Origin of the sequence: Stenotrophomonas sp. CASM101, from assembly GCF_049384845.1 — a bacterium.
Classification (GTDB): domain Bacteria; phylum Pseudomonadota; class Gammaproteobacteria; order Xanthomonadales; family Xanthomonadaceae; genus Stenotrophomonas; species Stenotrophomonas hibiscicola.
Genome location: NZ_JBMRFR010000014.1, coordinates 53,982 through 74,852, shown reverse-complemented (window position 1 = coordinate 74,852; position 20,871 = coordinate 53,982). Strand labels below are relative to the sequence as shown.

Below are 20,871 nucleotides of genomic sequence, written 5' to 3'. Positions count from 1 at the left end.
GTAGGTCGCGCAGGGGGCGCCGTGAATACGTCCTTGTAGGCTCGGGCGCGCCATCCATGGCGCTTACGCCCCTGCGCAACCTACCCGCGCGGCCTTGGACGGTTTCCGTGCCGTCCACCACGGAATCAACAGAAAGAGCGGCGAGCGAAAAGCAGTAAAGCCGCAGCCATGCCGCGGCTTTTCCTGTAGCGCCGAGCCGGTGCTCGGCTGCCGGTAAGGCTCAGTGCTTGGCTTCTTCCTTGGCGGCGTTGGCCTTGGCGTCATTGGCGACATCGCGCGCCTTGTCGGCGACCTTCTGCGCGGCGTCGGCAGTGGCGTCGCTGGCGTGCGCGGCCGCGTCGGTGGCGGCGACCTTGGCCTGGTCAGCGGCATTGGCGGTGGCGTCGGCGGCCTTGTCCAGCGCCTGCTGGGTATCGGCGGCGGCCTGCTCGGAAGCAGCAGCGGTCTTGTCGGCGGCGTCGCGGGTTGCGGCAGCGGCCCGGTCGACGGCATCGCGGGCAGCGACGCCAGCGCTGTCGGCGGCCTGCTGCGCGTCCTGCTTGGCCTGTTCGGCCTCCGGGCCCTTGCAGGCGGCCAGGGCCAGCAGCAGGGAGCCGGCCAGCAGGGTGGTGGTGATCGGACGAATCTTCATGGCGGTCTCCGGTACTGCAATGGATGGGGACGCCAGCCTATTCATGCCGTTGTGAAGACGGGGTCGCGGAGCGCGCTGAGTCGCGATCCACGGGCGCAAAGAAAAAGCCGCTGGCGAACCAGCGGCTTTTCCGGAACAGCGTGAAGAAAGAAGTGATTACTTCTTGGCTTCTTCAGCAGCGTCCTTGGCCTGCTCAGCGGTAGCTTCGGCAGCCTTGGCGGCGTCCTTGGCTTCGCCAGCAGCGGCGTCGGTGGCAGCAGCGGCGGTGTTGGCAGCAGCGTCGGTCGCAGCGTCGGCAGCGGTGGCGGCGGTGTCAGCGGCCTGCTGGGCAGCGTCGGCGGTCTGGGCGCCAGCAGCGGCGGCCTGGTCGGCAGCAGCCTGGGCTTCGGTGGCGGCTTCGTTGGCCGAAGCAGCGGCGTCCTGGGCAGCTTCCTGCTTCGAGCAGGCGGCCAGGGCCAGAGCCAGGGACATCGCGACCAGCAGCTTGTTGATGCTCATTGTGTAAATCCTCGTCGTTAGAATTAGGCAACGCGCATGCTGCGCGCCGACAACATGATGACAAGCCAAGATTGGGTGTCAAGCGATCCCGCATTCATTTTTGCGAAATCATCGTTAAATCCATTTAAATCAATTCGATGGCGATCGCGGTCGCTTCGCCACCGCCGATGCACAGGGTGGCAATGCCGCGCTTGCCACCGCGCGTGCGCAGGGCATTGACCAGGGTCACCACCAGGCGTGCGCCGGAGGCACCGATCGGATGGCCCAGTGCACAGGCGCCGCCATTCACGTTGAGCTTGTCGTGCGGAATGCCCAGTTCGCGCATCGGCGCCATCGCCACCACAGCGAAGGCTTCATTGATTTCGAACAGATCGACCTGATCCAGCGACCAGCCGGTCTTGTCCAGCAGCTTGCGCAGCGCGCCGATCGGGGCAGTGGTGAACCACTCCGGTTCCTGCGAATGGGTGGCGTGGCCGACGATTCGGGCCAACGGCTTGATGCCGCGCGCAGCCGCATCTTCCTCGGTCAGCAGGACCACTGCGGCAGCGCCGTCGGAAATGCTGGAAGAGCTGGCGGCGGTCACACTGCCGTCCTTCTTGAAGGCCGGGCGCAGGGTCGGGATCTTGGCGATGTCCGAACGGCCGGGCTGCTCGTCGGTGGTGATCTCGACCTCGCCCTTGCGGGTGGCGACCTTCACCGCGACGATTTCATCGGCGAACGCGCCGTTGGCCTGGGCTGCCTGCGCGCGCTTGACCGATTCGATGGCGTAGGCGTCCTGCTCTTCGCGGCTGAACTGGTACTTGTCCACGGCGCATTCGGCGAATTCACCCATCGCCTTGCCGTCATAAGCGTTGACCAGGCCGTCGTGGGCCATGTGATCGACCGCCTGGAAGTTGCCGAAGCGGTTGCCGGTGCGCGAGTTGGGCAGCATGTGCGGCGCGTTGGACATCGATTCCATGCCGCCGGCGACAACGATGCTGGCCGAACCGGCCTTGATCAGGTCATGACCGAGCATGATGGTCTTCATGCCGGAGCCGCAGACCTTGTTCAGCGTGGTGGCACCGGTCGACAGCGGAATGCCGGCAGCGATCGCCGCCTGGCGGGCGGGCGCCTGGCCGAGGTTGGCCGGCAGCACGCAGCCCATGAGGACTTCGGAAACGTCGCTGGCCGGGATGCCCGACTGCTCCAGTGCGGCGGCGATGGCGGCCGCGCCCAGGGTCGGGGTCGGCACGCCGTTGAACTGGCCGAGGAAGGAGCCGATGGCGGTGCGCTTGGCGGCGGCGATGACGATGTTGGACATGGCAATCTCGTTGATGCGTAAGCAATGTTCGGAAAGGAGACCGTGGGCCGTTGGAAGCGCCCCGGTTTCCCGGCAGACTGCGTGGGGGTCGGCCCAAGTATAGAGGGTCGGGGAGGGCCGCCGCTGGACGGCGCCGCATGCCTGCCGGGACAACGACGGGCCAATGTTCATGGGAAGGAATCGATGGAACGCACGACGACGGTGAAATCTGCCCTGGCAACCGCGCTGGCACTGGCGCTGACAGCCTGTGGCGGAGGTGGCGGGGGCGGCAACGTGCGCATTGACACACCGCCACCACCGCCGCCACCCACGACCCCGCCACCGACGCCGCCGCCGCCGGCAAAACCGCAGGAGCCGGCCTTCGACGCGCATCTGTCGGTCACCAATGCGCGTGCCGCACAGGCCGCCGGCCTGTGCGGCCAGAACGTGCGCATCGGTATCGTCGATTCGGGCGTGCAGCGCGACGCGGTGGCACTGAACGGGCGGGTGGTGGCCAACCTCAACTACATCGATCCGTCGCGCAACAACCTGCAGGTGGACGACGTGGTGGGCCACGGCACGGCGGTAGCCAGCCTGGCTGCCGGCGCGCCGGTTGGGTCCTGGCCAGGCGGCATCGCCCCTGGTGCGCAGATCGTTTCGGCGCGGATCATCGCCGACAAGCCGCCCGCCGACGATGGCAGCGGCAAGGGCAATTCCTTCAGCGGACCGCTGGGCGTGGCCCAGGTGCACCAGGACCTGATCAGCTACAACGTAAAGGTGATGAACAACTCGTGGGGCGGCCTGTACTGGACCGACCTGCCGACCACCGCGCAGGTGGCCGCCGAGTATCGCCCCTTCGTGGTCAACCACGGCGGGCTGGTGGTGTTCGCAGCGGGCAATGACGGCCGCAGTGAACCGAGCAGCCTGGCCGCGCTGCCCAGCCAGCTGGGCGTTGCCGGCTCGCTGCCGGCGGCAGATCTGGAGCGCGGCTGGCTGGTGGCGACCGCGGTGGATCCCTATGCACCGGGCACGTTGGCCAGCTACGCCAATGGCTGCGGCCAGGCCGCGCGCTACTGCCTGGCAGCGCCGGGCAGCGCGGTCTATCCCGATGCAAACGGGGGCAGCTACTACTGGAACTACGGCACGTCATTCGCGGCGCCGCTGGTGTCCGGCGCCGCTGCGCTGGTCTGGCAGCGCTATCCGTATTTCAGCAACGACCTGGTGCGGCAGACCCTGCTGGGCACTGCCAAGGACATCGGCGCCCCGGGCGTGGATCCGGTGTTCGGCTACGGCCTGCTCGACATCGGTCGTGCGATCAACGGTCCGGGTCGCTTCGACTGGGGGGATGTGGTTGCCAACGTGGATGTGGCCTCCAGCGGTTCGGCGTGGCGCAACAACATCGTCGGCAGCGGCGGCCTGGTCAAGCAGGGCGGGGGCACTCTGGTGCTGGCCGGCAACAACAGCTATACCGGTTCCACCCGCATCGAACGCGGCATCCTGGCACTGCAGGACGGTGGCGTGATCCGTTCCAACGTGACCATCCTCGGCCAGTCCGATCCGGATTCGACCGGCCTGCAGTTCAATGGCGGCGCGCCGCGCGTGATCGGCAACGTGGTCAACGGCAGCAGCGTATTCCTCACCACCGGCAACACCACCGGCACCATCGAGGGCGACTACGCCCAGCAGGCGGGCGCACAGTTGATGATCGCACTCGGCGCCAATGCGCTGCAGGTCACCGGCAAGGCCACCCTCGGCGGTGGCGTGCGCGTGCATGGCTTCGTCTCCGGCTACGTGCCACAGAGCGGCACCCGGCAGGACCTGATCCATGCGGACGGCGGACTCAGTGGTGCCTTCAGTACGCCGGCCACCTCCAGCGGCCTGCAGGGACTGTCGCTGTTGCAGAGCAGCTATGGCTACGACAGCAACAACGCCTGGTTGAACCTGACCCAGGTCAGTGTCACCGGGGCAGCCAGCGGCCTGGGGGCTTCCGCCCAGGCGGCAGCACAGCGGCTGGAGGGTGCATTTGCCGCGCTCGACAAGAATGCAGGACTGCAGGGATCGGCCTTCGGTACGGCCGCCGGGGCGCTGCAGTGGACCGGCGGTGGCAGCAACGGCCTCGAGGCTAGTCTGCAGAGCCTGTCCGGGCAGGCGCACGCGCGGGCCGAAGCGGTCACCTTCGACAGCATCGACATGTCACGCCGTGCCATCGCAGAGCGCTTTGATCGCGTGCAGGCGGCGCCGCGCCTGCGCGGGGCCTGGCAGAGTGCGCTCGGCCAGGCCGGGCAGGGCAGCTTTGCCGGCAACGCCGCCGACAGCCGCGGTTGGATGGCCGGCCAGGACCTGCCGCTGGGCAGCACCGGGCTGATGGGTGTGGCCTTCGGCGAGACCCGCAGCAACGGTGGCAGCAGCTTCGGCGGCGATCGCGGGCGTGATCGCCAGGCGCAGGCACAGCTTTACGCGGGCTGGAATCTGGGCCGGGGCTATGCGCTGGCCCAGATCGGCAGCGGGCAGTTCACCCGGGCGCTGGATCGCCAACTGCTGCTGGGCGCGGGTAGTTACGGTGTTTCGGCCCGCTATGGCGGGCGCTTCAGCAGTGCCAGTGTCGAAGGCGGCTATCGCTTCGGCCGCGCGGGTGCCTCGTTGACACCGTATCTGGGCGCCAGCACCACGCGCGTGGATACCGATGCGTTCAACGAACTGGGCGGGTTCGGCTTCGGCCTGCGTGGCGATGCCAACCGCGTGCAGCGCAGCCAGATGCTGGCCGGCATCCGCGGCGAGCGTGGCTGGGGGCGCTGGACCCTGCGCGGGCATGCCGAGTGGCAGCAGCGGCTCGAGGGTGCCGATGCGGCGTGGCAGGCCAGTTTCGTCGGCGTCGATGCCTGGGCACCACTGGCGGGCTGGAATGCGCCGCGCGGCAGTGCGCTGATCGGCATGGCGCTGGAATCGTGGTGGGGTCGCAGTGGCCGCCTGAGCCTGGGCTTCGACCAGCGCGTCGGGGGCGAGGGCGCGCGCCAGGCGGCGTTGCGCTACAGCACCGGGTTCTGAGTGACAGTCGCGCCGGGACGCCAGCCCCGGCGCGACATCGACGCGCTCAGCCGCCGCGCAGGTTGCCCAGGCGCGGGGTGCTGCGGCCCAGCGGCATCTTCAATTTGCCGATCGACAGGATGCGGCTTTCGGCGATGCGGTCGGCCGCTCGCTGCGGCGCGATGTTCTCGCGCTGCGACAGTTCGAAGATGCGGGTGAGGTTGTGATAGATGCTGCGGATCAGGCGCATCGCGCGTTCGCGGTTGTAGCCGTCGATCTCCAGCGACACGTTCATCACGCCACCAGCATTGACCGCATAGTCCGGCGCATACAGGATGCCGCGCGCATGCAGTTCGTCGCCGATTTCCAGGCTCGACAACTGGTTGTTGGCGGTGCCGCAGATGATCTTTGCCTTGATCCGCGGCAGGGTGTCGGCGTTGATCGCGCCTTCCAGCGCACACGGTGCGAACACATCGGCATTCACTTCATGGATCTCGTCCGGCTTGACCGCTTCAGCGCCGAAGTCGCTGACCGCGCGGTCAACCAGCGCGCTGTCCAGGTCGGTGACATACAGCTTGGCACCGCGGTCACGCAGCAGCTTCACCAGTTCCATCCCGATGTGACCCAGGCCCTGCACCGCGATGCTGGTCTTGCCCACTTCCTCATGGCCGAACTTGAAGCGCATCGACGCCATCAACGCCTGAAGCGCGCCGTAGGCGGTGAACGGGGCCGGATCGCCGGAGCCGCCATGGACCTGGTGCACGCCGGTCACGAACTGGCTCTCCAGGTAGATGTTCTCCATGTCGTTGACATCGGTGCCGACGTCCTCGGCGGTGATGTAGCGTCCGCCCAGCGAATCGACATAGCGGCCGAAGGCACGGAACAGCACTTCGGTCTTGTCCGCTTTGGGGTCGCCGATGATCACCGCCTTGCCGCCACCGACGTTGAGGCCGGCCAGTGCATTCTTGTAGGTCATCGTCCGGCTCAGGCGCAGCGCATCGGCCAGCGCCTCGTCGGTGCTGGCGTAAGGACGCATGCGCACGCCGCCCAGGGCCGGGCCAAGGGTGGTGTTGTGGATGGCGATGATCGCCTTCAGGCCGGCGTCGTGGTTGTGGCAGAACACCACCTGTTCGTGGCCGGTGGTGGCGAGGGTTTCGAATAGCATGGCGTCTCCGATGGCGCGATCAGCGGCGAACTGCAGCGAACGGCCAGTGAACGGTAGGGTCCCAAAACAAAAAAAGCGACGTCGTCGGTGCAGGGGGACGGGTCGCGCGGCGCCATTCTAGTCCATTCCCCCGGCCGGTGCCGTCGACATCGCATGCCTTCCGGTTAAAGAAGATGAAAGTGCGGCCGATGCTGCGACGACGGCGGGTGGCCGGATTCGCGTGAAGAGGCAGGCGGTCAGTGACGGCAAGGGCACCACAACGACAGGGCAGGCGGCGATGACAGCGGCCTGGTGGCGATCACTGCGCGGCTGGCTGGCGCGCTCGACCGGGGCTGCGCCGTCCCGCTTGGCGGCGGTATCGCGACAGGCAGTGGCGGCAGCGGCTGCGAGCCTGCAGGGTGAGGCCCTGCCGTCTGCGGAGATCGCCGCACATCTGCAGCGCGGCCTGCACGCGTTGGCGTTGTACCAACGACTGGCCGGTGAGCCGGCGCCTGTACAGGATCCGGCGTTGGGGGAAGCGGTGGCACGCGCGCTGCAGGACCGCGACTGGGCTACCCGGCAGTTGCCGCGCCGTCCGCAGCTGCTGCCGCAGCTGATCCAGACCGTCAACGACGATGCCGCCTCCGCGCGGGTGATGGCCGCGATCATCGGCCAGGACCCGGTGCTGACCGGCAACCTGCTGCGCATCGCCAACAGCCCCGCCTACAAGGTGCACGAGCGGCCCGTGGAAAGCCTGCAGCGGGCGGTGACCCTGGTCGGTACCGAAGGCGTTCGGCAGATCATCAGCGCGGTACTGGTACAGCCGGTGATGCAGATGCAGTGCGATGCGTTCCCGCAGTTCAGCACGATCATCTGGGAGCACGCACTGCTGGCCTCGCGCGCGGCTGCAGACCACGCACGCACGGTTACCTTCGGTGATGCTTTCGCCGCGCAGTGGCTGGGCCTGGTGCAGGGCCTGGGCGCGGCGCTGGTGATGCGCCAGCTGCTGCAGGAAGCCCAGGCGCGTGGTGAAACCGTGGAGCCGGCGCTGGCACTGCAGCTGCTTCAGCAGTGGTCGTTACCGCTGGCACAACGGGTGGCGGCTGCCTGGGAGCTGCCCGAGCCGGTGCATCAGGCGCTGTTGCCGGAGGCCGAGGGCCCGCTGGCCGACAGCCTGCGCCTGGCCAGCGCCGCTGCGGCGGCCAGCCTGCTGTGCCGCCATGGGCATGCCAGCCAGAGCCGCATGCTGGCCCTGCTGGAACAGCTGCCTTCGGCACCGCCGCATGCATTGCGCTGGATCTGGCGGCGACTGCATGGGCGCAGCGTGGAAACGCTGGATGATGCCGGGCAGGAAGCCACCGATCCGGGGCGCTGAGCGTTACAGCTGCGATTCCAGCGGTAGCCAGCTGATCACCCGCGACAACCAGCGTTTGCGCGCCGTTGCCCCTGGCTCTTCCTCCGCCCAGTGCGGTGGTGGTTCGCGCTCCAGCCAGCGCAACCGGCGACGGTCGTCCAGCGCCAGCCACCAGCTGTGCCTGGGATCCGCCAGGCGCAGGTACTCGCCGCGCAGCTGTGCACCCAGCAATGGATCGTCGAACAGCACACCCATTTCAGTGTTCAGGTAGGCCGAGCGCGGATCGAGGTTGAATGAGCCGACGAAGCCGCGGCGGTCATCGACCAGGAACGCCTTGGTGTGCAGGCTGGCGCCGCTGCTGCCGAACACGCCCGCATCGCCGGACTGCCCTTGTGCCTTCAGCTCATACAGGTGGACGCCGGCTTCGAGCAACGGCACGCGGTAGCCCATGTAGCCGCCGTGCACCGCGGCGACGTCATTGGCAGCCAGTGAGTTGGTGACCACGCCGACCTGCACGCCCCGCCGGGCCATGGCCGAAAAGCCATCCAGGCCCTCGTTGCCGGGCACGAAGTAGGGCGAGATCAACAGGGCCTTGTGCCGGGCGGCCTGCAGCTCGCTGGTCAGCGTCGAAACCAGCCACGCGCCGCGATCATCGTCGCGGTGCTTCATCGGCGGGTCCGAGACGATGCGCACTGCACGGCTCCAGCGCAATGGCTCGGGACTCGGGCGCTGCCGCCTGCGCGATTCGGCCACGCGCGCAAGGTAGGGCTGGGCCACGTCACGCTGGGCCTCATGGTCCGATTCGCGTACCAGCAGGCGCAGCTGGGCATCGGTATGGAAGGCAAGCGCCGATACCGGAATGGCGGCCTCGCTGTTCCAGTAGTCGTCGAAGATCCGGCTGGCCTGCTCCACGGCAGGGCCGGCGACCAGCAGGTCCAGGTCCTGGAAGTTCACATCGGTGCGCGCGCTGAAGTATTCCTCGCCGATGTTGCGGCCGCCGACGATCGCGACGCGGCCGTCGGCAATCCAGCTCTTGTTGTGCATGCGGTGGTTCACGCTGAAGAACCGTTGCACCATCTCCACCATGCGCAGCAGGCCGGTCCGGTTGCGGAACGGGTTGTAGAGGCGGATTTCAATGTTGGGGTGCCGGTCCAGCGCCATCATCAGGGCGTCCTTGTCCTTGGCGTTCATGTCGTCGAGCAGGATGCGCACGCGCACGCCGCGTTCGGCGGCGTCGTACAACGCCTTGGCCATCAGGTGGCCGATCAGGTCGTCGTGCCAGATGTAGTACTGCAGGTCCAGGCTGCGCCCGGCGTGGGTGGTGATCATCGCGCGCGCGGCGAAGGCATCCATGCCATCGCTGAGGAAGGCCACGCCGGACTGGCCGGGATGGGCCTCCTGCAACGGAACGATCTGCCGGTCGATCCGCGTCTGTGCCGGCTGCAGCGGCAGCACGTGCGAGGGCGTGCCCCGTGCCTGCGGGGTGAGATGGTCGGCCAGCAGCAGCCCGGACAGGACCAGCAGCACCAGTGTGGCGAGGATGATTGCAGCAACGCGAAGCAGACGTCGCCACAGGGGCTTGGGCAGGCTCATGCGCCGATGGTAGATCCACGCCACGCGTGGATCAAAGGCAGACGGTGCATCGCAGAAGATCCACGCCATGCGTGGATGACAGGGACTTCCCTGTCAGAACCGCTCGTCGCTGCCCAGGTAACGCCACTGCCCCGCAGGCAGCGGTCCCAGTGCCACGCGGCCAATACGCAGCCGACGCACGGCCGTCACCTGCAGGCCGGCCGCGGTGACCGCCACGCGCAGGCCCTTGGCGGTCAGGCCCTTGCCCGCGAAGCGCAGGCGCTGCTCGCTCTGCCAGCTGACCTTGGCACCGCCGGATTCCTGCTGCAGGCGTGCCAGCAGCCATGGGCCACGCTCGGGGCCGCCTTCGGCGACCTCGATCAGGTATTCCTGCTCGGTGCGTCCCAGGTTGCGCTGAAGATGGGCCAGCGTGGCCGGGTCCTGGCTGACCACCACCAGGCCGCTGTCGCTGGCCGGAAGGGCGGCCGCCAGCTGCAGTCCGTGGAAGTGGCGCTGCAGCGGGCGGATGTCGCTGGCGTCCAGCTCGCTGCGGCTGTCACTGCTGACCAGCGCGCACAGGGTTTCGGCGGCAACGCCAGCCGGTTTGTGCAGCAGCATGCTGACCCGCTCGGCCTTTTCATCGCTGGCCTGCTCGGCCACCACGATCACCGCGCTGTCATCGACCGGACGCTGCGGCTGTTCCACCACCTCGCCATTGACCGTGACCCAGCCGCCTTCGATGTAGCGCCGCGCTTCGCCGCGCGGAATGCCGAGCAGGGCGGACAGGCGTTTGTCGAGACGGATCGGTTCCATGGCAGGCAGGTCGGGCAGTGGGCGCGCAGTGTAGCTGCTGCGGCCGGTCAGCGCTGGCCGCGGTTGGCCAGCTCGGTCAGGTACAGGCGGGTATCGAATTCCAGCTGCAGGTAATCCGGCTCCATGTGCTGGCACAGCTGATAGAAGGCCTTGTTGTGGTCGGCTTCCTTCAGGTGGGCCAGCTCATGCACCACGATCATGCGCAGGAACGCTGCCGGTGCCTGGCGGAACACGGTGGCGATGCGGATCTCGCGGCTGGCCTTGAGGCGGCCGCCGTGAACGCGCGAGATGGCGGTATGGGTACCCAGCGCGTGCTTGATCACTTCCAGCGTGTTGTCGTAGCAGACCTTGTTGAGCGGCACCGACTTGCGCAGGTAGCGGTCCTTCAGCTCCTGCGTGTAGTCGTACAGCTGGCGGTCGCTGCGCACGGTGTGCGGGTCGGGGTAGCGCTGCTGCAGCCATGGGCCGAGCTTGCCCTGTGCCAGCAGGTCGCTGACCTGGGCGACCAGGGGTTCGGGATAGCCGGTGAGGTACTTCAGGACTGCCATGCAGGGGTGGCGGGGCGTCGGTAGAATGGGGACATCCAAGATTACACGCGGTACACATCGACCATGGCAAAGCCCAACGCGCTGCAGGAACAATTGCTCAAGGCCGGCCTGGCCAAGAAGTCGCAGGCCAGCGCCGCCGCGCGCGAGCAGGCCAAGGCGCGGCAAGGCAAGGCCGAATCGACGTCGGCCGAGGTCCAGCGCGAGGCTGAGCGTGCCCGCGCCGAGAAGGTCGAGCGCGACCGCGCGCTGGCCGCCGAGCGCAATGCCCAGGCCAGGCAAGCTGAACAGAAGGCGCAGGCGAAGCAGATCATCGCGGCCCATGCCGTGCCCCACAAGGGCGATGACGAGTACCGCTTCAGCGATGGCACGGCGATCCGCACCCTGCTGATCGACCCCAAGCTGCGCAAGGCGCTGTCGGTGGGCGTTCTGGTCATCGTTGCCCATGGTGACGGTTACGCCGTGTTGCCGCGTGCTGCCGCCGAAAAGGTGCGTGAACGCGCGCCCGAAGCGATCATCGTCGACCACGGCCAGCCGGGCTCGACCGCCGAGATCTCCACCGGCAACGCCGAGGACGACGCCTACTACGCGCAGTTCCAGGTACCGGACGACCTCATCTGGTAAACAAAAAGGGGACGGAGGGGATTAAGTCGCAATCGGATTGATCGAACCCATCCGTGCTCTGTTCGTCTTCCTGAAGAGCAGCCGAGCGTCGCTCGGCTCTACATTAAGGCGTGCCTTTTTGCCGGGGTGTATCGTCTCCATATCAGGCGACACACCTGCGGAGGATGGCCATGGCTACCGGTTGGGCGGGAGACGGCGCGGTCCAGGACCAGATCGACGCCACCGTCGACGATGCGATCGCCCGCGCGCGGCGCCAGCTGCGCGAGGGCCCGGGTCTGGAGCACTGTGAGGAATGCGACGCGCCGATCCCGTTGGCGCGGCGCCAGGCCGTGCCCGGTGTCCGGCTGTGCGTGGCGTGCCAGCAGGCGCATGACGACGAAGAACAGGCGCATGCCGGCTACAACCGGCGTGGCAGCAAGGACAGCCAGTTGAGGTAAAGGTTGTTGGGCAGGGCTGCACCCTGCACCCGCCGAAGCCTTCAAGCCAAGGCAGCAGCAACAGCAATAGCTGGCATTCCGTGGGGTGGCGGGGCGGTGTCGGAGTGCGGGGACGCCGCAAGTACGTCCTTGTAGGCTTGGCAGCCGCATCCATGCGGCTGACACCCCGCACTCCGACACCGCCCCACCTCTGACAGATTTCCGCGGCTGTTGGTAGGTGTCGACCTTGGTCGACACATCTGTCAGATATCGAATGAGTCATCCACGGATGGCGTGGATCCACCGTGTCGACCAAGGTCGACACCCACCAGAGCAATGCGTCGTTCCGACAGCTCGCGGAAAACTGTCGAAGGCGGGGTGGGTCCGGTTGAGGGGGCGTGAGCCGCATGGATGCGGCGACCGAGCTTACATGGACGTACTTGCAGCGTCCCCCTCAACCGGACCCACCCCGCCTACCCACGGATAGCCAGCTTCTGCCGTTGACGTTGACGTTGATTCGGCAGGTGCAGGGCTGCAAGCCCTGCCGAACACCGCGCCTCAGCCGTCGCCCTGGATGCCGCCAGGCGCCTGTGCCGGGTCGCGCCAGCGGCGCACGGTGCGCTGGAAGAACAGGTTGTTCGGCAACTGCAGCACCGTGCCCTCGTGGCCGTCGCCGGTTTCCTGCAGCGTGGTGTAGATCAGGTTCACATCGATCACCCGGCCCTTCAGGCCCGGCTTCTCGCCGTTCTCCAGCACCTCGATGTAGTCATGCAGGCGGAACGGGCGCGTGGTGAAGATCAGCAGCGTGCAGAAGATGTTGGAGAGCACGCTCCACGCCGCGAAAAAGGCCACCGCACCCACGGCGGCAAAGCCGGTGAACGCCGTCCACAGTACCGAAGGCGACGCGCCCAGCAGGCTGAGGATGTACAGCAGGGCGCTGAAATAGACCACGAAACTGGTGATCCGCCGGGCGCCCATCGCCATCTCCGGTGGCAGTGTGTAGTGCTCGGCGAAACGCCGGATGAGGCGCCGTGCAAGGACCCGCAGCAGCCACGCGGCCAGCAGGGTCAGCAGGATCTTCACGGCGATACCCACGTCATGCAGCCAGGGGTGGGTCCAGGCGGGGAGATGATCCTTCAGCGACAACATCATGGCGCGACAACAGGTGGCAATAACGGCCCTTGATGTTACCCGGCGCCTGCCGTGGATTCGACTGCCGGTGCCCAGGCCAGGCACACCAGTTCCTGGCGATGCTGCTGCAGGCAGGCGCGGCCACTGTCCGTGCGCAGCTGCAGGGACAGGCCCAATGCCTGCAGCACGACGCAGGCGGCGATCACCAGCACGGCGGCGCAGGCGGGGCTGGACATGACTGGACTCCCGGAGGTGTTTTCTCGAAGACCTTTCATGGATGCAGCCATCGTCGAAAAGGTTGCATGTCCGTGATCGCCGATCACCTCTAAACCTTTTTCCGGGCCGCCGCATCCAAGCGATATGCTCGACACCACCATGCCAGCGCTGCCTGCCGCCAACGACCCCGTCGACGAACCCGCCCTGGTGCGGGCGGCCGCTGCGGGAGACACTGCTGCCTACGAACTGCTGTACCGGCGTCACGCGCCGCGTGTATTCGCTGTGCTGTGGCGGTTGTGTGGCGGCCAGCAGGCACGTGCCGAGGATGCGCTGCAGGAGGCCTTCCTGCAGGCCTGGAAAGCGCTGCCGGGGTTCCGCTTCGAGAGCAGCCTGTCGACCTGGCTGCATCGGCTGGGCGTCAACGCCGCGCTCATGGAGCTGCGTGGCCGGGCGGGCGGGCAGGATCACGACAGTCTGGACGACGTCGACGGGGGCCTGCAGGAACTGGCGGTGCGTGACCGCTGCGCCGGCACCGAGCGCGACCTGGAGCGCGCGCTGTCGACACTGCCACCACGGGCGCGTGCGGTACTGGTGCTGCACGACATCGAAGGCTGGAAACACCAGGAAATCGCCGAGCAGCTGCAGATGGCCGTCGGCAGTTCCAAGGCACAGCTGCATCGTGCGCGCGGCCTGTTGCGCGCACGGCTGGGAGACATGACATGAGCATGAGTACGCACGAACACGATTTCGATCACGACCTGCTGGCCCGGCTGCGTGCGCTGCCGAATGAGCGCGAAGTGCCCACTGATGGTTGGGCACGCCTGTCTGCCCGGCTGCCGCCGCGTGAACCACAGGCAGCACCTGCGCCAACGGGCAACGTGGTGGCCTTGGCAACGCGTTCGCGGCGCCGCTGGTGGTTGCCGGCCGGCGCTGCCCTGGCTGCCAGCCTGGCGATCTACGCGGTGGCCCCTTGGTGGCATGCGCAGCCGGATACACCGGTGCCGTCCACGCTGCAGTTGCAGGCGGCTGCGATGACCGAGCAGTACCAGCAGGCCGTGGCCTCGCTGCCCGATGGGCGCGCGCCGGAATGGCAGCCGGCCCTGCACGAACTGGATGAAAGCGCGGCGCAAATCCGTGCCGCACTGGCGCAGGACCCGCGCGCGCCGCACCTGCTTGGCCAGCTCAAGCGCACCTATGCGCTGCGGCTGGAACTGACCCGGCAGGCGGCCTATGCCGCCGAGTCCGGCCTGACGACCTGAGGAGACCCCCATGACCCGAACCCTGATTTCCTGCTGTGTCGCACTGCTGCTGTCCCCTGCCGTGGCGCTGGCCGACACCCGCATCGACGAGCGCCACACCTTGGCTGCGGGCGGTCGCATCGAACTGAGCAACGTGGCCGGCAAGGTGACCGTGCGTGGCTGGGACCGCAATGATGTGCAACTCACCGGCACGCTCAGCGATGGCCTGCAGCTGCGCCAGGAAAAGAGCGCCAACCGGGTGCGCTGGGAGATTGAATACCCGCGCCGCAGCAACAATGGTGGCGCGACGCTGGTGCTGAACGTGCCGCGCTCGGTGGAACTGCTGTTGAGCACGGTCAGCGCCAGCCAGGACATCAGTGGCATCGACGTGCGACGGCTGCAGGCCGACACCGTCAGCGGCAGCCTCAGCGCGGCTGGCCGCAGCGGCGACAGCAAACTCAACACGGTCAGTGGCAGTGTCAGCGCACGCCTGCAGACGCCGAAGCTGGACGTAAATACGGTCAGTGGCCGGATCGAGGCCGGCGGCGGCGTGTCCGGTGATATCGGTGCGCAGACGGTATCCGGCCGGGTTGCGGTGGAAGCCGGACGCGTGCAGCGGTTGGCGGTGGAGACCGTCTCGGGCAGCATCGATCTGGCAGCAGCCGGGTTGGCGCCCGGTGGCCGCATCAATGTCGAATCGGTCAGTGCCCCGGTCACGCTGAGCCTGCCGCGCACGGTGTCGGCACAGCTGTCGGTGAACAGCTTCAGCGGCTCGATCAACAGCGATGCCGGGCAGGTGGAGCGGCCGCGCTATGGGCCGGGCAGCCATCTCGACACGCGTCTGGGCGGCGGTGATGGAGACATCCGCATCCAGTCGCACTCGGGCAGTGTGAGGGTACGCCTGGATCGCTGAGCGCGGTCCGGCAGGCCGCGGCGGCAGCGCCGCCGCGGTCGGTGCTGGGTCAGCTGGCTTTCTTCAGCGCCCAGGTGGTGCCGAGGACTTCGATCTTGCCACCGGCCTTGCGGAACGCTGCCAGGTCCGAAGCGATCGAATCGCTGCTGACCACGGTGCTGGCGGCCGCGCCCTTGCGTTCGCTGCGGATGCTGTTGCTGGCCTTCGCGGGGGTCTTTGCCTTGCGGGGCATGGTTGCTCCTGTCAGGTGGAAGGGGAGGAAAGCGACCAGGCATCAGCCTGGCGCAGGTAGTCCTGCCGCTCGCGGCGGCAGTCATCGCCGCCCATCGAAAACTGGCGGCAGATCGCCGGGCGCTGCGAATAGATCGTGCAGCGCAGGTGATAGGGATCGATCGCCGCGCACCAGCCTTCCTCGTTGCGCGCCATCACGGCACGGCCGTGGGAGTCGCGTGACAGGAACTGGCCAGGCACGTGGTCGCCGGGCTGCAGCAGCACGGGCAGCCGACAACAGACCGCGTCACAACGGCGGCAGTCGATGGGTGCAGGTGCTGCGTCAGGTTGTAAGGCCACAGGGGCCTGGCGGGTGCCCAAAGCGGGTCTCGATGGCGGCTCAGGTGCTGCGCGGACCATGAACGAGCCAGGAAGGCATGGCCGCTAGGCCCGCAGGCGGGCCAGGCTGCACCGTGGACACACACCGGCGTGGCCAGTGGAAGGTGCAGCGGGGTTCTAGCCGACCAAGAGTAACTTAGACCGCGTAACGTTTTGTTAATCCGGGCTGGCTGCCGCCAGTGCCAGGCCCTGGACCACGCCCAGCGAGGGCTCGCCGTGGACCATGCGGGCGCCCGGGAAGGCCTCGGCCACGGCCTGGCGCAGGTAGCCGGCGCGGGACATGCCGCCGGTCAGGAACACCGCATCCGGGTCGCCGCCAATGTCGCTGCGGACCTGGGCCAGCAGCTCCCGGATCTGTTCCAGGTAGCCGTGAGCGGCAGCGGCCAGGCCGGCGGCGCTGCTGTCGGCATGCAGGTCGCGGGCAATGTAGTCCAGCGTGCTGCGGTGCTCGCTGGCGGCACTGAGGGCGATCTTCGCGCGTTCCACATCGCGGTACAGGCGGGCGGTATTGCCGGTGTCCTGCAGGGCCTGCAGGCGCGCGCGCCACGGATCGTCGACGTGATCGTATTTGTGCTGGCGGAAGTCACGCTGGCGGGTCATGTCCTGCACCGTGGCCGCTTCCACGTAGTGGTGGGCGGGCACGCGGGTGATGCCGCGGCCGAACAGCGGCATGTAGCTGGACAGGCTCAGCGCCAGGTCGATGTCGGTACCGCCGCGGGCAATACCCCACGCGCGGTGGATGCGTGGCGCAGCATCGCCGCCGACTTCGGCATGCGCGATGTCAGTGGTACCGCCACCGATGTCGACGATCACCGCCTGGTGCCGCTCGCGGCTTTCGGCGTGGTAATGCATGGCCGCCGCGGCCGGTTCCTCGAGGAAATCGATCTGGTCGAAGCCGGCCTGGGTGGCGGCCTCGCGCAGGATGTCCAGCGCCTGGTCGTTGCCGGCCGCGCCGATCGAGCTGCGGAACTGCACCGGGCGGCCGAGCAGGGCGGCACGCAGCGGCTGGCCGAGCTGGGCGCTGGCAGTCAGGCGGATGTGCTCGAGGATGTGCGCGGCGATGCCGGTGATGGTCTGCTTGGCGCGCGGGTGCAGGTTGTAGCCGAGCATCGACTTCGGGCTCTGCACCAGGTTGCCTTCGTGTTCCTCGAAATAGGCTTCCAGCGCGTCATCGCCATAGACCGCGTTCTGCAGCAGGTCGCTGGCGCTGCGTTCCTTGCCGGCGCGCGCTTCCATCCACTCCCGTCGCAGTGCGCGCAGGGCTTCGCGGCGCAGTGCCTGTGGCGTGCGTTCCTGGCCGGCGGCGCGGGCCGCGCGCGCAGCGCTGTCGATCATCTGCTGCAGCTGGTGTTCCTGCCCATCATCGAGCTGGAAGTCATCCGGGTCGGGCACCACGCCGGGGAAGTACACGCTGGTGCGGAACTGTTCGGCGTCGCCGAAGCGGATCGGCAGCAGCTTTCCCTCATGCACGATGGCGGCGGCGGAGTTGCTGGTACCGAAGTCGATGCCGAGGCGCATGGGAAGTTCCGGGGTCGATCAGGGGCCGCGCACTCTGCTGCAGTTCGCCGCCGACTGCAAGTTCCGGGGGCGTGCCGTTGTGTGTCGGGCCAGGTGCGCAGCCCGGGGCCTGCCTGGAAAAGGGGCAGGGAAGCCAGGCGGTTACAATGGCGGCTGTTGATTCACTTTGAGGTACTTGCTGATGTCTTCTGCCCCCGCCTGCCCGCAGTGCACCCTGGAAAACACCTACGCCGATGGTGCGCTCTGGATCTGCGCCGACTGCGGCTTCGAATGGACCCCCGAAGAAAGCGCGGGCTCCACCCTGGTCGTGCGTGACAGCAACGGCAATACCCTGCAGGCCGGCGACACCGTCACCGTAATCAAGGACCTGAAAGTGAAGGGCTCCTCGATCCCGCTCAAGCAGGGCACCGTGATCCGCAACATCCGCCTGGTCGAAGATGATGCCGAGCACATCGAAGGCAACTCGGACAAGATCAAGGGCCTGGTCCTGAAGACCTGCTTCCTCAAGAAGGCCTGATCGCCTTCAGCGCCTGGCCTGCTGCTGCGCGCGCCAGCGGGCCAGGCTGTCCAGCTTGGCCTGGTAGCGCGCCTGCTCCGGCGCGCCCCCCAGTTCCCGTGCACGCAGCAGTTCACGATCGGCGCGCTTGAGCTGGCCAGCCAGGAAATAGGCGCGTGCCAGCCCGAAGTGGAACTGATGCGCGGTGTCGTACAGGCGCACGGCCTGCCGGTAATGGCGGATCGCCTCGTCCAGTTGGCCGGCGCGTTCGGCCTTGGCGCCGAACATGTACTGCGCGAACGGGTCTTCGCGCTGCACCGACTTCAGCCGGCGCTCAAGTGACTGCGCCTGTGCGGTCAAGCCCAGGCTGCGGAACAGCGCAGAGGCATTGGTCAGTGCGGCATCCTGGCGGCCGTCCAGCTGCAGCGATCGGTCCAGCGCCTGCCGCGCCGCCTCGGTGTTGCCTTCGCGGTGGGCGAGTACGCCGAGGTTGTTCCACACCGGAGCGAACCCGCTGTCCTGGCCCAGGGAAGCGTCGAAGAACGCACGCGCGCCGCCGAAGTCGCCGTCGGCGAGGCGCTCCGCACCCCGGTTGTTGTAGAAATGCGCCAATGCCCGCGCACGGCTGACCGGAACCGGCCCACGGCGGTCATAGAGCACGTTGCGATCCAGATCGACGGTACCGAAACGCCCGCCGACGTCGACACCGGCGTTGACGTGGCCGACGCTGTAGACCACGCCCGCGTCCTGGTCCTGGTACCAGGACACTACCTGCCCCACTTCCTGCACGCGCGCCTGGATGCCCGCCTCCCGCGCAAGCGTCACGAACAGCAGGGTGAAGGCCAGGCAGTTGGCGCGGCGGTGCTGCCAGATATCGCTGACGGTGTAGGTCGCATTGGCGTCGTACTGCAGGTCCAGCCCGTGCTGGCCGAAGATCATCTCGACGAGCGCCTGCAACCGCTGGTCGCGGGAGTAGCTGCGCTGGATCACCTGCTTCTGGAGCATCGCACGCAGGTCTGCGGGAATGGCGAACACTTCTTCCGGGGTCGGCACGCGTGCGGCTGACACGGTGATGGTCGGGGTCGTCACCACATCGGCGGGCGGTGCCTGGCCTGCGCCGAAGGCAGGAGCACAGAAGGCCAGCAGCGAAAGGGTGAGGCAATGGGCGGCAGAACGGTACATGACGGTTCCCGGCAGCGGCGGGCGCTCCCGCCTGTGGCGAGTGTATTCCCATGGATGTCAGGCTGCAGCGACCGTTGGTCGGCGCCGCGGTCATCCACAACCGATGTGGACCAGCGCTCGACAAAGCTGTGGACAACTGGCTCCGGGCCCCGCCCGGCAAGCGTTGTGAGTGCGTGGTGAAAAAACCGCCAGCTTGCCCGGCGCCGGCACAGGCGGGATGATCCGGGCATGGACTTCTCACCGCTGACGCTTGCCCCGGCGCAGTGGCAGGCGCTGCAGGACAGCTATGCAACGCCGCCACGGGCCTACCACCACTTCGGCCATGTACGCGCCGTGCTGCAGCACTGCCAGGAGGTGGCCGACGGCCCTGGCTGGACCCAGCCGGCCGAGATCTATCTGGCCGTGCTCTACCACGATGCGATCTACCACGCGGGGCGCAAGGACAACGAGGCCCGTTCGGCGCAGCTGGCCCTGCAGGCGATCGCACAGGCACCGGAGCTGGCCGCAGTGGATGCCGCACGCGTCGGGCAGTTGATCCTGCTGACCGCCCGCCATGGTGAGCTGGGTCCGCAGGATGTGGATGCCGAGGCGGCGCTGTTCCTGGACTGCGACATGGCGATCCTGGCCGCGCCGGAGCCGGTGTTTGCCGCCTATGACCGTGGCGTGGCCGACGAATACAAGGGCGTGGTGCCGGGCTTCCTGTACCGCGCCGGCCGCCGTCGGTTCCTGCAGGGCCTGCTGCGGGCGCCGCGGATTTTCCTCAGTGACTTCTTCCACCAACGGCTGGATGCGGCCGCTCGGGAGAACCTGCGCCGACAGCTGGCCCGCTGAGCCAGCCCGGTACACTGGGGCCTGCTTCCACTGATCGTCGCTTCCGACCGTGTCCGTCTCTGATCCCGATCCACGCCCGCTACCACCGGAAGAACCCGGTCCCAACGAATGCTGCGGCAGCGGCTGCCCGCTGTGCGTGCTGGACCTGTACTCCGAGGAGCTGCAGCGTTACCGCAAGGCGTTGGCCGAATGGAAGACGCGGCATCCTGAGGACGCAGCATGAGCCGTGCGCGTCCGGTGGCGGTGCTGGCACTGGTGGCGCTGCTGCTGTTCGTGGCAACCGCGCTGTGGACCCAGGTTGCGCGCAGTGATCTGGACTGGGCGCGGGCGACGTTGAGCCTGTATCTGCACGGGCCGTGGGGGCTGGCGTTGCGCGCTGCCTACTGCGTGCTGGCGCTGGCCATTGCGGCACTCGGCGTTGCGCTGTATCGCGGCAGCATCGGCCCACGGCGCAGTGCGGCCGCACCGCTGTTGTTCACGGTTTCCGCCCTGGGCCTGGCGACGGTGGCGATCGGCGACAGTTGGCTGCCTGAAGCGACCCCGTTGCTGGCGCCGTTCATCCACGGGCTTGCAGCCAACACGGCGTTCCTGTGTGCCTGCGTCGGCATGCTGCTGCAGGCGTGGTACCTGCGCCGGGAACCGGGTTGGCAGCCCGCCGCTGACCTGCTCTGGGGCTGGGCATGGCTGGCCTTCGTGCTGCTGTGGCTGCACGTGCTGTGGCGCGCTGGGCCACCGCGCGGGCTCGGACAGAAAGTGGTGATCGCAGTGATCGTCGGCTGGCTTCTGTACCTGGCGACGGCCCTGTATCGTCGCAGCCGCCAGGCCGCGGCCGACTGA

General features: G+C 67.8%; 24 protein-coding genes. 11 read left to right on the top strand and 13 right to left on the bottom strand.

Annotation, left to right across the window (positions count from 1 at the left end; genetic code table 11):
- Window positions 1–220: 220 nt before the first annotated feature.
- The 3 genes from VG543_RS16885 to VG543_RS16875 all read right to left on the bottom strand — a co-directional run bounded on the left by VG543_RS16885 (window position 221) and on the right by VG543_RS16875 (window position 2,429).
- The gene (locus VG543_RS16885; RefSeq protein ID WP_019662151.1) at window positions 221–631 is read right to left on the bottom strand and encodes a hypothetical protein; all 411 of its coding nucleotides are present in this window, start codon (window positions 629–631) and stop codon (window positions 221–223) included.
- 156 nt (window positions 632–787) lie between these two features.
- The gene (locus VG543_RS16880) at window positions 788–1,129 is read right to left on the bottom strand and encodes a hypothetical protein (protein ID WP_019662150.1); all 342 of its coding nucleotides are present in this window, start codon (window positions 1,127–1,129) and stop codon (window positions 788–790) included.
- 124 nt (window positions 1,130–1,253) lie between these two features.
- Window positions 1,254–2,429 (bottom strand): thiolase family protein, encoded by a 1,176-nt coding sequence (locus VG543_RS16875; protein ID WP_019662149.1) that lies wholly within the window; start codon window positions 2,427–2,429, stop codon window positions 1,254–1,256.
- A 183-nt stretch (window positions 2,430–2,612) separates the two neighbouring features.
- Between VG543_RS16875 and VG543_RS16870 the strand changes: the two genes are divergently transcribed.
- Entirely contained in the window at window positions 2,613–5,453 is a 2,841-nt protein-coding gene (locus VG543_RS16870) for a S8 family serine peptidase (protein ID WP_423179217.1), read from the top strand.
- Window positions 5,454–5,499: 46 nt separating this feature from the next.
- Here the strand turns inward: VG543_RS16870 and VG543_RS16865 are convergent, their stop codons facing one another.
- On the bottom strand, window positions 5,500–6,597 hold the full coding sequence (locus VG543_RS16865; RefSeq protein ID WP_019662147.1) for a Glu/Leu/Phe/Val dehydrogenase dimerization domain-containing protein: 1,098 nt from the start codon (window positions 6,595–6,597) through the stop codon (window positions 5,500–5,502).
- A 277-nt stretch (window positions 6,598–6,874) separates the two neighbouring features.
- Here VG543_RS16865 and VG543_RS16860 point away from each other — a divergent pair, with 277 nt between their 5' ends.
- A complete protein-coding gene (locus VG543_RS16860) occupies window positions 6,875–7,951 on the top strand; it encodes an HDOD domain-containing protein (protein ID WP_423179218.1) in 1,077 nt (358 codons plus the stop codon).
- A 3-nt stretch (window positions 7,952–7,954) separates the two neighbouring features.
- Here VG543_RS16860 and VG543_RS16855 read toward each other — a convergent pair whose 3' ends face one another.
- The 3 genes from VG543_RS16855 to VG543_RS16845 form a co-directional block, all read right to left on the bottom strand.
- Window positions 7,955–9,547 (bottom strand): phospholipase D family protein, encoded by a 1,593-nt coding sequence (locus VG543_RS16855; protein WP_251103415.1) that lies wholly within the window; start codon window positions 9,545–9,547, stop codon window positions 7,955–7,957.
- Between the two features lie 69 nt (window positions 9,548–9,616).
- A complete protein-coding gene (locus VG543_RS16850) occupies window positions 9,617–10,315 on the bottom strand; it encodes an RNA pseudouridine synthase (RefSeq protein ID WP_019662144.1) in 699 nt (232 codons plus the stop codon).
- 47 nt (window positions 10,316–10,362) lie between these two features.
- Window positions 10,363–10,863 carry a M48 family metallopeptidase gene (locus VG543_RS16845; RefSeq protein WP_021203991.1) on the bottom strand — a complete coding sequence of 167 codons (501 nt, stop codon included), beginning with the start codon at window positions 10,861–10,863 and terminating at the stop codon, window positions 10,363–10,365.
- 63 nt (window positions 10,864–10,926) lie between these two features.
- Here VG543_RS16845 and VG543_RS16840 point away from each other — a divergent pair, with 63 nt between their 5' ends.
- Window positions 10,927–11,484: a DUF2058 domain-containing protein gene (locus VG543_RS16840; protein ID WP_207049881.1), complete on the top strand. Its 558-nt coding sequence runs from the start codon at window positions 10,927–10,929 to the stop codon at window positions 11,482–11,484.
- A gap of 170 nt (window positions 11,485–11,654) precedes the next feature.
- Window positions 11,655–11,921: a DksA/TraR family C4-type zinc finger protein gene (locus tag VG543_RS16835; protein WP_010482865.1), complete on the top strand. Its 267-nt coding sequence runs from the start codon at window positions 11,655–11,657 to the stop codon at window positions 11,919–11,921.
- A gap of 537 nt (window positions 11,922–12,458) precedes the next feature.
- On the opposite strand, the gene VG543_RS16830 is transcribed toward VG543_RS16835, so the two are convergent.
- A complete protein-coding gene (locus VG543_RS16830) occupies window positions 12,459–13,052 on the bottom strand; it encodes a mechanosensitive ion channel domain-containing protein (RefSeq protein ID WP_019662140.1) in 594 nt (197 codons plus the stop codon).
- 35 nt (window positions 13,053–13,087) lie between these two features.
- Window positions 13,088–13,267, bottom strand: a complete 180-nt coding sequence (locus tag VG543_RS16825; protein ID WP_019662139.1) for a hypothetical protein — start codon at window positions 13,265–13,267, stop codon at window positions 13,088–13,090.
- A 124-nt stretch (window positions 13,268–13,391) separates the two neighbouring features.
- On the opposite strand from VG543_RS16825, the gene VG543_RS16820 reads away from it, so the two are divergent.
- The 3 genes from VG543_RS16820 to VG543_RS16810 are packed head-to-tail and all read left to right on the top strand — an operon-like array spanning window position 13,392 to window position 15,398.
- Entirely contained in the window at window positions 13,392–13,970 is a 579-nt protein-coding gene (locus tag VG543_RS16820) for an RNA polymerase sigma factor (RefSeq protein WP_019662138.1), read from the top strand.
- Window positions 13,971–13,972: 2 nt separating this feature from the next.
- Window positions 13,973–14,506, top strand: coding sequence for a hypothetical protein (locus VG543_RS16815; RefSeq protein ID WP_019662137.1), 534 nt, complete (start codon window positions 13,973–13,975; stop codon window positions 14,504–14,506).
- Between the two features lie 10 nt (window positions 14,507–14,516).
- Window positions 14,517–15,398 carry a DUF4097 family beta strand repeat-containing protein gene (locus tag VG543_RS16810; RefSeq protein WP_019662136.1) on the top strand — a complete coding sequence of 294 codons (882 nt, stop codon included), beginning with the start codon at window positions 14,517–14,519 and terminating at the stop codon, window positions 15,396–15,398.
- Window positions 15,399–15,447: 49 nt separating this feature from the next.
- Here the strand turns inward: VG543_RS16810 and VG543_RS16805 are convergent, their stop codons facing one another.
- The 3 genes from VG543_RS16805 to VG543_RS16795 form a co-directional block, all read right to left on the bottom strand.
- Complete coding sequence (locus VG543_RS16805) at window positions 15,448–15,630, bottom strand: hypothetical protein (RefSeq protein WP_005410566.1); 183 nt, start codon at window positions 15,628–15,630, stop codon at window positions 15,448–15,450.
- Window positions 15,631–15,641: 11 nt separating this feature from the next.
- A complete protein-coding gene (locus VG543_RS16800) occupies window positions 15,642–15,935 on the bottom strand; it encodes a YkgJ family cysteine cluster protein (RefSeq protein WP_080112561.1) in 294 nt (97 codons plus the stop codon).
- Window positions 15,936–16,163: 228 nt separating this feature from the next.
- A complete protein-coding gene (locus tag VG543_RS16795) occupies window positions 16,164–17,525 on the bottom strand; it encodes an Hsp70 family protein (RefSeq protein WP_019662134.1) in 1,362 nt (453 codons plus the stop codon).
- 181 nt (window positions 17,526–17,706) lie between these two features.
- Here VG543_RS16795 and VG543_RS16790 point away from each other — a divergent pair, with 181 nt between their 5' ends.
- Window positions 17,707–18,042: a zinc ribbon domain-containing protein YjdM gene (locus VG543_RS16790; protein ID WP_021204683.1), complete on the top strand. Its 336-nt coding sequence runs from the start codon at window positions 17,707–17,709 to the stop codon at window positions 18,040–18,042.
- Between the two features lie 6 nt (window positions 18,043–18,048).
- Here VG543_RS16790 and VG543_RS16785 read toward each other — a convergent pair whose 3' ends face one another.
- On the bottom strand, window positions 18,049–19,203 hold the full coding sequence (locus tag VG543_RS16785; protein WP_423179045.1) for a tetratricopeptide repeat protein: 1,155 nt from the start codon (window positions 19,201–19,203) through the stop codon (window positions 18,049–18,051).
- Window positions 19,204–19,431: 228 nt separating this feature from the next.
- On the opposite strand from VG543_RS16785, the gene VG543_RS16780 reads away from it, so the two are divergent.
- Genes VG543_RS16780 through VG543_RS16770 form a run of 3 tightly spaced genes read left to right on the top strand, consistent with a single transcriptional unit; the run spans window position 19,432 to window position 20,871 of the window.
- Window positions 19,432–20,034, top strand: a complete 603-nt coding sequence (locus tag VG543_RS16780; protein WP_021204685.1) for a hypothetical protein — start codon at window positions 19,432–19,434, stop codon at window positions 20,032–20,034.
- A gap of 49 nt (window positions 20,035–20,083) precedes the next feature.
- On the top strand, window positions 20,084–20,257 hold the full coding sequence (locus tag VG543_RS16775) for an oxidoreductase-like domain-containing protein (RefSeq protein WP_423179044.1): 174 nt from the start codon (window positions 20,084–20,086) through the stop codon (window positions 20,255–20,257).
- Window positions 20,254–20,871, top strand: coding sequence for a DUF998 domain-containing protein (locus VG543_RS16770; protein ID WP_423179043.1), 618 nt, complete (start codon window positions 20,254–20,256; stop codon window positions 20,869–20,871). Before VG543_RS16775 ends, VG543_RS16770 begins: the two co-directional genes overlap by 4 nt.